Raw genomic sequence first — 13,735 nt, 5'->3', positions numbered from 1 at the left:
AAAAAAACCTGACATTTTGTGTCAGGCCCTTCTATAGAATCAGCTTTATACACTAACTTTTAGCGACTTCAGTATCACGCAACATCCGACGAATGATCTTGCCTACATTGGATTTTGGCAATTCAGTCCGAAACTCTACATGTCTTGGACATTTGTATGCAGTCAGGTTTTCCCGACAATAGGCCTGAAGTTCTTCCACCGTCAGACTTGGATCTTTTTTTACTACAAAAATCTTTACAGACTCTGTTGTTTTTGCATCAGGGACTCCAATAGCTGCAACCTCCAATACTTTAGGGTGTGATGCTACAACGTCCTCTATTTCATTTGGATAAACATTAAAACCAGAAACCAGAATCATGTCTTTCTTCCGGTCTACAATTTTAAAATAGCCTTCTTCATCCATAATACCAATGTCTCCTGTCTTAAACCAGCCATCTTCCATTACCTTTTCTGTTTCATCCGGTCTATTCCAGTAGCCTGGCATTACCTGTGGCCCTTTTGCCCATATCTCTCCTCTTTCTCCAATTACAGCATCTGTCCCATCCTCTTTGACAGTTTTCATTTCTGTACTTGGGAATGGCAATCCAATAGTTCCTGCTTTAATGGTGCCATTCACACAATTGGAACTTAATACAGGTGACGTTTCAGATAAGCCATATCCTTCTGCAATTACAGTACCTGTCACCGACTTCCATTTATCCAGAACGGCATTTTGTAAAGCCATTCCTCCAGCAGAAGCAATTTTCAGGTGACTAAAATTAACTTTGCTGAAGTCTGCATGGTTTAGCATACCATTGTACAAAGTATTTACCCCTGTAATCATTGTAAATGGATATTTCGAGATCTCTTTGAGGTATCCTTTCATATCCCTGGGATTGGTAATCAACAGATTCATCATACCTGTTTTAAGTCCCAGATTGGCATTTACAGTAAGAGAATAGATATGATAAAGTGGCAGAGCTGTCACAATAATATTGCAGGCTTTCAGGTCCATTCCAGAACCCATCCAATGGTAGGTTTGCTCAAGGTTGGCTATCATATTGCGGTGAGTCAACATAGCGCCTTTGGATATCCCTGTTGTCCCACCTGTATACTGAATATAGGCGAGATCCGAATTCTTAATCTCTACACGTTTAAACGTGTTCTGACTCCCTTTTGCCAATGCATCAGAAAATGAAACAGCCTCTGGTAAATGATAGGCGGGAACCATCTTCTTTATGCTTTTTACAACAAAATTGACGATTTGCTTTTTGGGGAAGCCAAGCATATCACCAATGTTGGTAATAATCACATGTTTGATGGCTGTGTTTTTTATGATTTTCTCCAGATTGTATACAAAGTTGGCCACAATCACAATAGCCTTTGCACCTGAGTCTTTGAACTGATGTTCCATCTCCCTTGGGGTATACAAAGGATTGGTGTTCACAACAATCAGTCCTGCCCGTAAAGCACCATACATGGCAATCGGATATTGTAACAAATTTGGCATTTGAATAGCCACTCTATCTCCTTTTTGCAAGCCTATACTTTGCAGGTAGGCAGCAAACTGTTGTGTTAATGTGTCCAGTTCATGAAATGTAATCTGCTTGCCCATACATGTAAAGGCAGGACGATCTGAATATTTCTGAAAGGCCTCCTCCATTAATTCGGCCAATGAGGTATATGCGTCAGGATTTATCTGATGTGGTACGCCTATCGGATAGTTTTTCAACCAGGGATATTTTGCTATTTCAACATTTGCTTCCATAGAACCCTAAAAAGATTTTGTTGTATTTTATCTAGTGAATAGAACAAAGATAAAAGAAAATTGGATGATCCAAAAAGAAACTAGGACAAATTAACTATTCCAGAATACGTATTCTGAGAATCTTTATTCCAAATAAACAAAAATCATTGATTCATAAGCTTTTGGCTTTTAGGCACTGGAATTAGATTTATTCAGGTCATTCTTGTAAGCATTTGTTTTTTCCAGGAGACTCAGTACAGATTCGTTTTTCCATTCTACTGTCCGTACAGACAGTGGAACACTGACGCCATGTTCATCAAAAATCCTTTTAATTCCCTTAACAGCTTCGCTCATAGCCATAGGCGGCCCCACTTTGGACTGGTCTATCCAGAACCAGATCAAAAAAGTAACGCCATTATCTCCAAAATTCTGATAATGAAACTCAACATTTTTACCCTCCTGCAGAAAGGGTAAAGCAGTCATAAACTGTAAGGCAAGATCCTGCACCTTTTGCAGATCTTCTTTATAGGAGATCCAGCCATTCAATTGCAGTCGCCGTTCATTGCTCTTACTGAAATTAACAATAGGCTTCTGAAGAATATCCTTGCTGGGAATTTCTATTTCCTGTCCGGCAAAATTGTCAATAATCGTAGAACGCAAATTAATCTCTTTGACTTTTCCAAAATAACCGTTCGTTTCTACAACATCTCCAACCCGAATAGGCTGACGTATGGTAATAAATGTTCCGGACAAAAAATTAGTAGTCAGATCCTGAAAGGCAAGACCTAATGCGAGGCCAATAATGCCTGCGCCAGCCAAGAGAGAAGTGACAGCTTTGTCTAATCCAAGAATGCTCAATGCAACAAACATACCCGTCAGAATAATGGCCATACGAAAGACCTGGCTTAACAAGGCGACTAAAGAAGAATTGTCTGTAGTTCGTCCAATCAATCGGGATGCTAGCTTTTCAAGATAGCGTGAAAGAAAAATGAACAAGAGTAAAACAATCAGTGCTACCACCAGATTAGGAGATAGTGCAACAATATGTTTTAACCAGATAGTTATTTTCTCTTGTATCAGACGAATTGCTTCCCGTATTTCCATAGTGATTCAATCAGATTAGGTCTCTATAATTGTACGATTCTATTTGATGAAGTACAAAATTTTTCATCTGAAAAATAGTTACAAGCTATAGATTAAAAACAAAACCCTCTGTCAAAGATATCTGACAGAGGGTTGTATATACATCAATAAAGAACACTATTAACGGATGTACTGATTAATCAGATTTTCGTATAGTTCTTGTTTTCCACTACGAAGCTCCGGTTCACCATGCTTAAAAGCAATCTCACGCAATGCGTCAAGTGTCAGTTTGCCTTCTTCGTATGCTTTGCCATCGCCACTATCAAAAGAAGCATAACGCTGTTGACGCCATTTCCGGTAAGGAGATTTTTCAAGTATATCCTGAGCAATCAACAATGCACGAGCAAAAATATCCATTCCGCCAATATGCGCAATAAACAGATCTTCAAGGTCTGTTGAATTACGACGTGTTTTGGCATCGAAGTTCACACCACCCGTAGCAAAACCTCCTGCTTCCAGAATAACCAGCATGGTTTCAGCCAGTTCATTCAGATCATTCGGGAACTGATCAGTATCCCAGCCATTCTGGTAATCACCACGGTTAGCATCAATACTTCCCAGCATGCCCGCATCAGCAGCTACTTGTAATTCATGTGTGAAAGTGTGTCCTGCTAATGTTGCGTGGTTTACTTCCAGATTTAGTTTGAAATCATTTTCCAGTCCGAAATGACGTAGGAAGCCTATTACAGTTGCTGCATCATAATCATACTGATGTTTGGTAGGCTCACAAGGCTTAGGCTCAATATAAAATGTTCCTGTAAATCCGGCTTTACGAGCATAATCACGAGAGGTCTGCAGGAAGCGCCCCAAATGTTCTGTCTCACGTTTCATATTTGTATTTAACAGAGACATATAGCCTTCACGGCCACCCCAAAATACATATCCTTTGCCACCCAATGCGATTGTCGCATCAATAGCATTCTTTACCTGAGTAGCAGCATGTACCAATACCTGAAAATCAGGATTGGTAGAAGCACCATTCATATATCGTGGATGAGAGAACAAATTTGCCGTTCCCCACAACAATTCTACACCTGAAGCCTGTTGTTTTGCTTTCAGATAGTCTACTGTTGTTGCCAGGTCTTTTTCTAATTGAGCAAAAGTTACTTCATCTACAACATCTACATCATGAAAGCAATAGAAAGGAGCACCCAGTTTAGTGATAAACTCAAATGCTGCATCTGCTTTGTCTTTTGCACGACCAACAGGATCACTTTTGGCATTCCATGGAAAGTCTTTGGTACCAGGTCCAAAAGGATCTCCACCGGTACCACAGAATGAATGCCAGTATGCTACTGCAAATCGCAGGTGGTCTTTCATCGTTTTGCCACCTACCACTTGACTTTCATTATAAAATTTAAATGCTAGTGGGTTGTCTGAGTCTCTTCCTTCGAACTTAATCTGGGAAATTCCCGGAAAGTATTCTTTGTCTCCGAGCGTAACTTTAATAGACATAATACTGTGATCGTTTGTAAAGTGAAAAATAAACTATCCTGAATCCAAAATCTGCGGCTAGTTTACAAGCTTTTCGGCAGTTATGCAAATTATTAAGTGTTAAATAAACAATTAATTTTTAATATACTATAGAAGAGGCTTTTATAATTCTTTTGGCCCTATAAGTCAAACACGGAGACAAAACGTTTAGAAGTCTCTATTCTATCTATCAGGAAGCGAACATCCCTTGTCAAAAAATTATTAACTCTCCTTTCACTAAATAATCTTATTTGGAAAAAATCTAAATAAAGATTGCATGATATAAATTTATACTCCATTTTTGCCCAATATTTAGAAACAGTCTAATTAAGTTTCCTTCTCAAACGAAGTATGGAAGAAAACGAAGCAATCAACCATCATAACATTTATTGTTTAATGAAAAAAACACAACTATTATTTTTATTTCTGATCAGTACGTTAACAGCCATTGCCCAATCCGGAAATATCAAAGGAAAAGTACAAACCAGTGACGGACAAGCCGCTCCCTCTGTAACTGTTAGTTTAAAGGGTTTGACTAAAGGAGCTACTACAGATGCATCTGGGAACTATGAACTAAAAAAGGTTACACCGGGAGACTATACTCTGGTCGTATCTTTTATAGGTCTTGAATCAAAAGAAGTATCTGTTACAGTTCAGGCGAATGAAACTACCAATCTTCCAGCCATTATTCTGAAAGAAGATAGCAAGCAGCTGGATGAAGTAGTGGTTGTTGGATCAAAAAAAACGTATAAAGTTGATCAGCCTTCCCAATCACTGCGTCTTCAGACACCATTGATTGAAACACCTCAGAATATCCAGGTAATCACAGAAAAAGTTCTGGCAGATCAACAGGTGATAAGCATGAGTGATGGAGTAATCCGGAATGTAAGTGGAGCTACTCGTCTGGAACACTGGGGAGATATGTATACTCTTATCAATGTACGTGGAGGAAGAGCATCTGCATTCCGCAATGGAATGAATGTAACTTCTAACTGGGGACCGCTTACAGAAGATATGAGTTTTGTAGATCATATTGAATTTGTAAAAGGTCCGGCAGGCTTTATGATGTCTAATGGCAATCCCAACGGTATTTATAATGTAGTAACTAAAAAACCAACTGGACGTGATTTCAATGGAGCTGCATCATTAACATTAGGTAGTTTTGATTTATATCGTGGTACATTGGATCTGGATGGAAAACTGGAAAAAACAGGAAAACTGTTATTCCGCTTGAATCTGATGGGACAGACCAAAAATTCTTTTCGTTTGTATGAATTCAATGATCGTTTCAGCATTGCACCAGTTATCAGTTATAAAATTGATGACAATACAACCTTAACGGCTGAATATACATTACAACATGTATCCATGTCAAATATTGGTTCTGCCTATATATTTGGTACAGGTGGCTATACAGAAACACCTGTTGAACTTACTCTAAACGATCCAAGAATTGATCCTACTAAAATCAATGACCATACCTTCATTTTAAATCTTCAACATAAAATTAATGATAACTGGAAGTTGACTGCTCAGGGAGCTTATTTTAATTACCAACAAGTAGGGAGTTCTTTGTGGTTGCCCTTTTTAGCTGATCCTACCGCAACAATAAAACCAAACGGGGATTTACTTCGTGAGATAAGTATTGCAGATGCATCCAATATAGCCAGATTCGGGCAGGTATTTGTGAATGGAGATGTTACCACAGGAATCATTCGCCATCGTATTTTAGGTGGTTTAGATTTAGGGACTAAAGAATACCTGGGAGACTGGAATCAGAAACATATATTAGATTCAGCGGTAACAGGAAAATATTTTAATATTTATGCACCTGCTTATGGTTCTCCAGCAAACGGCTATCCAACTTTTGATCGTAGCAAAAGTTTACGAGAAAGAGCAGGAACAGGCGGTATGGTTTCACAAAGATACACAGGTTTATATCTACAAGATGAGTTAGGATTTCTGGATAATAAAATTCGCCTAACATTAGCAGGTCGATATACATATGTAAAAGACATCAGCTATGGAACAGGTGTGGATGGAGAGAAATTTACTCCACGTTTAGGTCTCAGTGCCACTATTAATCCAGAGACATCTGTTTATGGACTATATGATCAATCTTTTATACCACAAACAGGTATACTTCAAGGTGCTATTAAACCTAAACCTATCACAGGAAACAATATAGAAGTTGGTATTAAAAGAGATTGGTTTAACGGAAAGTGGAATACAACATTATCAGCTTATCAAATCACAAAAAACAACGAAATTACAGCAATTCCAGGTAACACACAATTTTCTGCACAGGTGGGTAAATCACAAGCTAAAGGAATTGAACTTGATGTAAGAGGCGAACTTGCTCCAAGCTTAAACCTTGTTGCTAATTACTCTTATATTGATTCCAAGATCACCAAAACTACTGATACCACACTAGGCTTGAGAGAAGGAGATTTGGTTCCTGGTTTTGCCAAACACAATGCCAATGCATGGTTGTCTTATAAAGTACCTACAGGAGCATTAAAGGGCTTAGGATTCTCAGGTGGTTTCTCTTATCAGGCAAATCGTACTACATGGTCATGGGGCGGTCCAGGAGAAAAATCATTACCTGACTATTTTCGTCTGGATGGCGGTATGTTCTGGGAAAAAGATAGAGTTCGTTTGACTGCTAATGTTTTTAATATACTGAACACATATCTTTACAGTGGATCTTACTATGCTTATGGTGGTTACTACTACTGGCAAACAGAAGCCCCTCGCAATTTAAGAGTTAGCCTCAATTATACATTTTAAACATTAACTACATGACCCTAAAAAAGATAATTGGTCAAGTACACCTTTGGCTCGGACTTTCGTCCGGGCTAATTGTTTTATTTCTGGGTATCACCGGTTGTATCCTGGCATTTCAACGAGAAATAGAAAATGCAACGCGACCGTATCTTTTTTCAGAGGTCCAGAATAAGCCCCTGCTCCCCCCGTCTGAACTGAGAAAGATTGCAGATGCTCAGTTGCCAGGTAAGAAAGCCCATGGTATCCAGTACGAACCAGGAAAATCTGCACATGTATCCTATTACAATGCAGATCCGGAGTATTACTATATTGTATTTATTGATCCCTATACAGGAAAAGTCCTGAAAACTAAAAATATGAATGAGGATTTTTTCCGGGTAGTGATCATGGGGCATTTTTATTTGTGGTTACCTCCACACATCGGACAACCCATTGTAGCCTCAGCAACGCTCATTTTTGTAGTACTGCTCATTACAGGTCTGGTATTGTGGTGGCCAAAAAATAAAGCTGCAGCTAAACAACGTTTCTGGTTCAACTGGAAAGAAAATCTCAAATGGAAACGCAAAAACTATGATCTACACAATGTATTAGGGTTTTATGTGAGTTGGGTAATCATTTTTATTGCGCTTACAGGACTGGTATGGGGGTTTCAATGGTTTGCCAAATCTCTTTACTGGACTACTTCCGGCGGAAAACAAATGGTTCAGTTTTATGAAGCGCTTTCAGATACTACTCAGATAGCCAATGCTACTGCTACTCCGGCAATGGATCAGTTGTGGAGAAAAGTAAAACAGGATAACCCATCTTATACAGGCAGTATTGAGGTGCATGTTCCTACAGAACGAAACTCTTCTATTGAAGTAGCAATGAATCCGGACCCTAGCACATTCTGGCAGGCTGACTACCGCTACTTTGACCAATATACACTAAAGGAAATTCCTGTTACTCACGTATACGGACGATTACAAAATGCATCTGTTGCAGATAAAATCATGCGTATGAACTATGATATCCATGTGGGCGCAGTACTGGGATTACCAGGAAAGATACTAGCATTTATTGCCAGTTTGATCAGTGCTAGCTTACCTGTAACAGGCTTTTACATCTGGTATGGCCGCAGAAAGAAAAATGGTAAAGGGAAGAAAAAGTCAGAGAATAAGCCACACAAAAAGAATACACAGGCTAAACCAGCCTTTGCAAAAGTCAATCAATAAAACAAAAGCGGCAACTTTGGTTGCCGCTTTTGTTTTTTATATGAGAAAGTATCTATTCAGATTTGCCATACTATTCGTAGATATATCACAGCAAGTACAGAAAAAATAGTAGTATATAATTGCTATTCTGCTATTTGGAAGAAAGTAACTTTGTAATAAGATAAACAGAAAGTAAGATTGAGCAATTTCCACAATCAAAGTATTCTGTGTTGCAGCTATCAAGAAAAAATGTACAGCACCTTACATGTCTGTACACTTCAAAAAGAAATTTTTCCGCTTCATTATAGATCAATAAATTATTAGCCCTCTAACCTGTAATCATTTATGATTGATTGGTTTGCACCAACTATCCTCCTACTGGCTTGCGCGTCACAACAACAATACGGTCTTTTACCTCCTGCCGTTCGTCACGCAACTGGCGAAGGCGTGCATTAACAGCTCCTGTTTTCCAATCCGGCTCCTGAATGATTCCGTCTGTTACATTTTCTATATACAATTCATCTTCTACAATCTGCCGTTCTATTCGGATAAGAAGCTTGCGTAGCTGGTCTAATGACATTCGATCTAAATTCATATTTACTCTGGTAGTTTTTATGCAAAGTTAAGAACTGATATAGTAATTTGTATGTATTTCCTACATGAAATAATTATACCTGTTTTTGGATTTTTCGCTGGCTGGTCTGTGTGTAATTTTAATTTTGAAAGCACACTCCTGTCAGGCAATGAAACTCTTAGGCTATCTACCATTCTTCTTTTTTATTACTGCACTCACTGTTATTCAGGCACAACAAGCTCCACTTGACTCCATTGCAGAGCCTGTAAATGAAAAAGCGGAGATCAAAGATGCCCCTCGCGTTTATATTGATTGCAAAAGTTGTGACATGTCTTTTATTCGTCAGGAAATTTCCTTTGTAAGCCATGTCAGAGATAGACAATTGGCTGAAGTACAAGTATTTATCACAGACCAGGTAAATGGTAGCGGAGGTCGTACATATGTACTGGCCTTTACAGGAAAAGGGGTATATGAAGGAATCAATAACAAACTTACCTTTCATACTATTCAATCTCAGACAGGTAATGAAATACGCACAGGACTCAAACGTATCATCCAGTTGGGATTGGCCTCCTATGCAGCACACACAGCATTAGCAGACCAAATCAATCTGTCATTTAAGCCAGATACTACTATGCAACGTAAAGTTCCTGTAGACAGATGGAACAACTGGGTAATGGAAGTGTATGGAGGAGGGAGTTTTAATAAAGAATCGCAGCAAAGTTCACTGAATGTCTACTATGGCTTACGTGCTGACAGAGTAACGGAAGAGTGGAGAATTCGAAATAGCTTAAGCTTTAGTATTAATAATCGCCGTTTCTTAAGCGATAGTACATGGATTCATAGTGAGATGCATCGCAATACATATAGTGGATCTATTGTCAAAAGTATAAATGACCACTGGTCCGGGGGTGTATTTGTAGGGGTGACATCTTCCACATACGACAACATCGCACTTAATTGTGGCATAGCTCCGGCAATCGAATATAGCTTTCTTCCTTATAGAGAAGCTATGCGCAAAGAAATTACATTGGTTTATCGCATAGGTTATTCTCATAGAAATTACTTTGAAACTACACTCTATGAGAAAAACAAGGAGACAGTATACTCTCAGGTTTTGGAAGCAGCAGTAAGGATCATGCAACCCTGGGGCTCTGTGTCAGTACAAGTCATGGGCACCAACTTCTTGCATGACTTCAAGAAAAACAGATTAACGTTTGATGGCGGAATCTCTATGCGTGTAGTGAAAGGGCTCTCAGTAAGCTTCAATGGCCGCCTCAATATTGTCCACGACCAGATTAACCTTCCTAAAGGCGATGCATCCCTGGAAGATATTCTGTTGCAACAACGAACATTGGCAACTTCTTTTCAATTGTATAACTCCATTGGTGTAAGCTACACATTTGGATCTATTTACAATAATGTAGTTAACTTACGTCTATAAAACAAACAAACTCCCTGATTATCAACTAAGAAATGAATTAAAATGATAGTTTTTTTCGTTATAGAATTATAACTTAATAAACTATGCACTTTAGTATTTCTCTTGCTTCAGCTTTATTGCTTTGTCTACAACTAATTGCCCAGTCACCCAATCACAAAAGTCAATTACAAACAGTTGCTAAACAGGAAGGCGAGATATTTATTGCACTGGAGTATATGCATCCTGAGCGAAATAAGCCTTGCAGAATGGAAGATCTGTTTACCAATACCATAACATTTAACAGAGATACGCTGGTAGTAGACTTTGATAATTATACCGAATCGTTTTGTGAAGCAACAAATCTGGAAACCCAACTGACCTATCACATAAAACTTCGGGACATTGACCCATCCAAAATTATTCTCATGCAACGAAAGTACAATCTGAAGAATAATAAGCTGCTGGAAGGCCCTCTGTCCTGGTATGAATTGCAAATCAACACCAAAAGCGAACTACCTCTAGTCAAGGAACAGAGCCATAAGGAGAGCCAGTTACGCAGGATCAATCAGTTTCGGATTATCTTCAAGACTCAGGAAGGAGCAAAAAAAGCATTGGCAGCTCTAAGAGAATTAACCAAGACGAGTAGCTAATTAAATTCGAATTTATTTTCTCCTGCTTTTCACAATTCATTAAATACGTCAGAGAGTCTTATAGTAGTATGCATTTACTACTATAAGTCATCCGATCTTATTCTGAAAAGAGATTAGATATTCCTGATAGGAAAAAGGAAACTCGTTTGCCTTTGCAGCGTCTAACAACAGATTCACATAATCTATAGTTGGTTGGGCATACGATTTCTGTTTATCCTGCATCACATAGGTCCAGACATTCTCAACTGTTTTATATCCTGCTCCTTCACGAAGCTGAATGGTAACAGAAATCCGGTCATAAATCTCCGGATAAAATTTATTGGCATCCATGACAGCCAGCTCTATATCATTGATTTTGTACAGTAATCCCCACACTTCTTCACCTGCAGCAGGCACTACATCTGCTCCTCCCCGACTACGTTGTTCCAGATGGGTAGTAAATACAAGCTGATAGCTCTCAAGATAACCTGCTCCCAATAGTTTGGCATTGGGGCAAAGCTTTTGCATCTTTTCAAGACTAATGTTGGAGCCGTATGAAAAATAAAGGTTTTGTAGCATACTCTTTTCAATATAATACAATAGAAAAGCCACTGACTGAATATGAAATGGTATCCAATCAGTGGCTCTCAGAAAATACAATTAGTCTTTTATACCTTCCAGTTTAAAGATAAAGGCATATTTAAATGCTGTCTCTTTGATTGCTTTAAAACGTCCTGAAGCGCCACCATGACCTGCTTCCATATTGGTTTTCAATAACAATACATGATTATCTGTCTTCAACGTACGTAGTTTGGCTACCCACTTGGCAGGTTCCCAATACTGTACCTGAGAATCATGCAAGCCTGTTGTTACCAACATATTGGGATATGCTTTCTTCTCTACATTATCGTACGGAGAATACGAAAGCATGTAATCATAGTATTCTTTCTCATTGGGATTACCCCATTCTTCATATTCTCCGGTAGTCAATGGAATGGACTCATCCAACATGGTAGTTACCACATCTACAAAAGGCACATCAGCAATGATGGCATTGTACTTGTCTGGAGCCATATTGGCAACAGCACCCATCAACAAACCACCAGCACTACCCCCATTGGCATATAAGTGAGATGCTGATGTATATTTTTCTTTGATCAGAAACTCGGAACAGTCGATAAAGTCAGTAAAGGTATTTTTCTTTTTCAGCATTTTGCCGTTGTCATACCACTGACGTCCCATTTCCTGTCCACCCCGGATGTGACAGATAGCAAACGCAAATCCTCTGTTTAATAAACTCAGACGAGCGACACTGAATGTAGGGTCAGTAGAATAGCCATAGGAGCCATAGGAATACTGATACAATGGAGCCTGTCCATTTTTCTCAAAACCTTTCTTGTATACAATAGAAATAGGAATTTTTACTCCATCACGGGCTGTTGCATACACACGTTCAGTCACATACTCTTCTTTGTTATATCCTCCTACTACTTCCTGCTGTTTCATCAGTTTCGCTTCTTTGGTATCCATGTTGTAATCAAACGTAGATGGAGGTGTAGTCATGGAAGTATAGCCATACCGCAGTACATCAGTATTGAAATCCGGATTGGTACTGGTATAAGCAGTATAAGCAGGCTCTCCAAAGTTGATATAATGCTCTGCTTTGCTTTTTTGATTGATGACCCGAATATTAATCAATCCTTCTTTGCGTTCCTGTAACACCAGATGGTTCACAAATACTTCCAGTCCATCCAGATAAACATCTGCACGATGAGGAATAACTTCTTTCCAGGCTGATTTATCAGCCGTTTTGCCTTCAGGAACTTCCATTAAACGGAAGTTTTCTGCCTGCCAGTTGGTGCGAACATAAAACTTGTCCTTATAATGTTCAATGTTGTATTCATGGCCATGTTCGCGAGTCAAAAATACGGTAAACTCGCCTGTAGGCTTACTGGCATCCAGCAAACGGTATTCCGTAGACACCCCATTGTGATCACAGGCAATGGCAATATACTTCTTGGATTTCATACGATACAGTCCCATATAAAACTGATCGTCTTTCTCTTCATATACCTTTACATCCGTTTTAGGGTCAGTCCCTAATACATGTCGCCATACCTGATACCCAAGCAATGTCTGCTGATGACGAATGATATAAAACAACGTTTTGTTATCAGCCGCCCATGCATAGCTTCCTCCTTCTGTATTGGGAATAGCATCCGGATAAATCTCACCTGTTTTCAGGTTCTTTACTCTCAATATATAATTCCGGCGACTGACAGTATCTTCTCCAAAAGCAACTAACTCCTCATTGTCAGACACTTCCAACCCACCCAAACTATAATAGTTATGCCCATGACCTCGTTCGTTGGCATTGATGATCACCTCTTCAGGTGCAGACAGAGATCCTTTCTTTCTGCAATAAATAGGATATTCGCCACCCTTCTCAAAGCGTGTATAATAGTAATAGTTTCCATCCTTGTACGGTACAGACTCATCATCTTCTTTAATCCGGCCTTTGATCTCTTCAAAAAGTTTATCCTGTAAAACTTTGGTATCAGCCATCATGGTGTCTGTATAGGCATTTTCCGCTTCCAGGTATTTGATCACATTGGGATCTTCCCGTTTATTTAACCAGTAATAGTTGTCTGTACGGGATGCGCCATGTTTAGCTTTGACTTCAAAAGCCTTCACCTCTGCAATAGGAGGTTTTACATCGGGAAAATGGGGTGCAGATGTTTCAGTTTCTTTTTCTTTCATAGAGTTACATGCCATCAGGAGTAAAAG

10 protein-coding genes are annotated in these 13,735 nt (G+C 39.0%); 4 read left to right on the top strand and 6 right to left on the bottom strand.

What is annotated here, in order from left to right:
• Nucleotides 1-52: 52 nt before the first annotated feature.
• The 3 genes from QNI15_RS24020 to xylA all read right to left on the bottom strand — a co-directional run bounded on the left by QNI15_RS24020 (nt 53) and on the right by xylA (nt 4,324).
• Nucleotides 53-1,747 carry an AMP-binding protein gene (locus QNI15_RS24020; RefSeq protein WP_314034041.1) on the bottom strand — a complete coding sequence of 565 codons (1,695 nt, stop codon included), beginning with the start codon at nt 1,745-1,747 and terminating at the stop codon, nt 53-55.
• Nucleotides 1,748-1,915: 168 nt separating this feature from the next.
• Nucleotides 1,916-2,830, bottom strand: a complete 915-nt coding sequence (locus QNI15_RS24015) for a mechanosensitive ion channel family protein (RefSeq protein WP_314034039.1) — start codon at nt 2,828-2,830, stop codon at nt 1,916-1,918.
• A gap of 159 nt (nt 2,831-2,989) precedes the next feature.
• Nucleotides 2,990-4,324 (bottom strand): xylose isomerase, encoded by a 1,335-nt coding sequence (gene xylA, locus QNI15_RS24010; protein ID WP_314004406.1) that lies wholly within the window; start codon nt 4,322-4,324, stop codon nt 2,990-2,992.
• Nucleotides 4,325-4,738: 414 nt separating this feature from the next.
• Between xylA and QNI15_RS24005 the strand changes: the two genes are divergently transcribed.
• Together QNI15_RS24005 and QNI15_RS24000 are read left to right on the top strand one after the other, a co-directional pair.
• Nucleotides 4,739-7,132: a TonB-dependent receptor gene (locus tag QNI15_RS24005; protein ID WP_314034037.1), complete on the top strand. Its 2,394-nt coding sequence runs from the start codon at nt 4,739-4,741 to the stop codon at nt 7,130-7,132.
• Between the two features lie 11 nt (nt 7,133-7,143).
• Nucleotides 7,144-8,343, top strand: a complete 1,200-nt coding sequence (locus QNI15_RS24000) for a PepSY-associated TM helix domain-containing protein (RefSeq protein WP_314004410.1) — start codon at nt 7,144-7,146, stop codon at nt 8,341-8,343.
• A gap of 346 nt (nt 8,344-8,689) precedes the next feature.
• On the opposite strand, the gene QNI15_RS23995 is transcribed toward QNI15_RS24000, so the two are convergent.
• A complete protein-coding gene (locus QNI15_RS23995) occupies nt 8,690-8,917 on the bottom strand; it encodes a hypothetical protein (protein WP_313984778.1) in 228 nt (75 codons plus the stop codon).
• Nucleotides 8,918-9,065: 148 nt separating this feature from the next.
• Here QNI15_RS23995 and QNI15_RS23990 point away from each other — a divergent pair, with 148 nt between their 5' ends.
• Both QNI15_RS23990 and QNI15_RS23985 read left to right on the top strand, forming a co-directional pair.
• On the top strand, nt 9,066-10,340 hold the full coding sequence (locus tag QNI15_RS23990; RefSeq protein ID WP_314034035.1) for a hypothetical protein: 1,275 nt from the start codon (nt 9,066-9,068) through the stop codon (nt 10,338-10,340).
• Nucleotides 10,341-10,423: 83 nt separating this feature from the next.
• Nucleotides 10,424-10,969 (top strand): hypothetical protein, encoded by a 546-nt coding sequence (locus QNI15_RS23985; RefSeq protein ID WP_314034033.1) that lies wholly within the window; start codon nt 10,424-10,426, stop codon nt 10,967-10,969.
• Nucleotides 10,970-11,056: 87 nt separating this feature from the next.
• On the opposite strand, the gene QNI15_RS23980 is transcribed toward QNI15_RS23985, so the two are convergent.
• Complete coding sequence (locus QNI15_RS23980; RefSeq protein ID WP_314034031.1) at nt 11,057-11,527, bottom strand: gamma-glutamylcyclotransferase family protein; 471 nt, start codon at nt 11,525-11,527, stop codon at nt 11,057-11,059.
• An 81-nt stretch (nt 11,528-11,608) separates the two neighbouring features.
• Nucleotides 11,609-13,708, bottom strand: a complete 2,100-nt coding sequence (locus QNI15_RS23975) for a S9 family peptidase (protein ID WP_314034117.1) — start codon at nt 13,706-13,708, stop codon at nt 11,609-11,611.
• Nucleotides 13,709-13,735: the final 27 nt, after the last annotated feature.

The sequence above is a fragment of the Xanthocytophaga flava genome (genome assembly GCF_030068545.1).
GTDB classification, from domain to species: domain Bacteria; phylum Bacteroidota; class Bacteroidia; order Cytophagales; family 172606-1; genus Xanthocytophaga; species Xanthocytophaga flava.
Note: the sequence above shows the minus strand (reverse complement) of the source record. Positions and strands in the feature narration are given on the sequence as shown.

Coding starts and splice junctions, on each gene's coding strand:
- QNI15_RS24000 (WP_314004410.1), top strand. CDS start 7,144: ATGACCCTAAAAAAGATAATTGGTCAAGTACACCTTTGGCTCGGACTT.
- QNI15_RS23995 (WP_313984778.1), bottom strand. CDS start 8,917: ATGAATTTAGATCGAATGTCATTAGACCAGCTACGCAAGCTTCTTATC.
- xylA (WP_314004406.1), bottom strand. CDS start 4,324: ATGTCTATTAAAGTTACGCTCGGAGACAAAGAATACTTTCCGGGAATT.
- QNI15_RS23990 (WP_314034035.1), top strand. CDS start 9,066: ATGAAACTCTTAGGCTATCTACCATTCTTCTTTTTTATTACTGCACTC.
- QNI15_RS24005 (WP_314034037.1), top strand. CDS start 4,739: ATGAAAAAAACACAACTATTATTTTTATTTCTGATCAGTACGTTAACA.
- QNI15_RS23985 (WP_314034033.1), top strand. CDS start 10,424: ATGCACTTTAGTATTTCTCTTGCTTCAGCTTTATTGCTTTGTCTACAA.
- QNI15_RS24020 (WP_314034041.1), bottom strand. CDS start 1,747: ATGGAAGCAAATGTTGAAATAGCAAAATATCCCTGGTTGAAAAACTAT.
- QNI15_RS24015 (WP_314034039.1), bottom strand. CDS start 2,830: ATGGAAATACGGGAAGCAATTCGTCTGATACAAGAGAAAATAACTATC.
- QNI15_RS23975 (WP_314034117.1), bottom strand. CDS start 13,708: ATGAAAGAAAAAGAAACTGAAACATCTGCACCCCATTTTCCCGATGTA.
- QNI15_RS23980 (WP_314034031.1), bottom strand. CDS start 11,527: ATGCTACAAAACCTTTATTTTTCATACGGCTCCAACATTAGTCTTGAA.